This is a genomic window from Vibrio sp. M260121, from assembly GCF_036533715.1.
Lineage (GTDB): Bacteria > Pseudomonadota > Gammaproteobacteria > Enterobacterales > Vibrionaceae > Vibrio.
In genome coordinates this window covers 1-492 of the sequence record NZ_JATABF010000126.1, presented here as the reverse complement: position 1 = coordinate 492, position 492 = coordinate 1, and the positions used below count along the sequence as shown (strand labels likewise).

Here is a 492-nt window from a genome sequence, read left to right as displayed (position 1 = left end):
GCGAACGCATGACGCATGTCAACGTCCGAGCTGATTTGGTCATCAAGCATCATGGCTCGAATCGCCCCAAAATAATAATTGGTGACATTGACAGACTCAGAGCCAATCTCTGTCGGTTGGGGATAGAAGTCTTCAATGACGCCAGAAGGCAAACCTGCAACCAGGTTTGTGAACAATGTTAGATTTTTCATCTTTCGCTACTGCAGCTCCGACGTAGATGGATGTGCCAGTGTCATCTTTGTTAATGCCAAGAATGGAATCGATGAGCGCGTATGCCAACTCTTCTGGCTCTTCAATGTTGAAGAAGTGATGCGCACCTAATTTGTAGATGGCCATCTGCACCATTGAAGCAGACAGCACTTCTTTGTCTGAGGCACTAAACGCCCGATTGATGTTGCTGGTTTTTGCCAGGTAGCCGTAACACCACACAGCCGCGCTGTTACAAGAGTCGGTGATGTTGTGTCCATCACCGTAGACGAGGCTGTCATAAAT

The 492-nt window shown here is 47.8% G+C and carries 1 protein-coding gene; it reads right to left on the bottom strand.

Going from position 1 to position 492, the window contains the following annotated elements:
• Nucleotides 1–132: 132 nt before the first annotated feature.
• Nucleotides 133–492: hypothetical protein (locus tag QTO06_RS25420; protein ID WP_331410359.1), on the bottom strand; the 360-nt coding region annotated here is incomplete at its 5' end.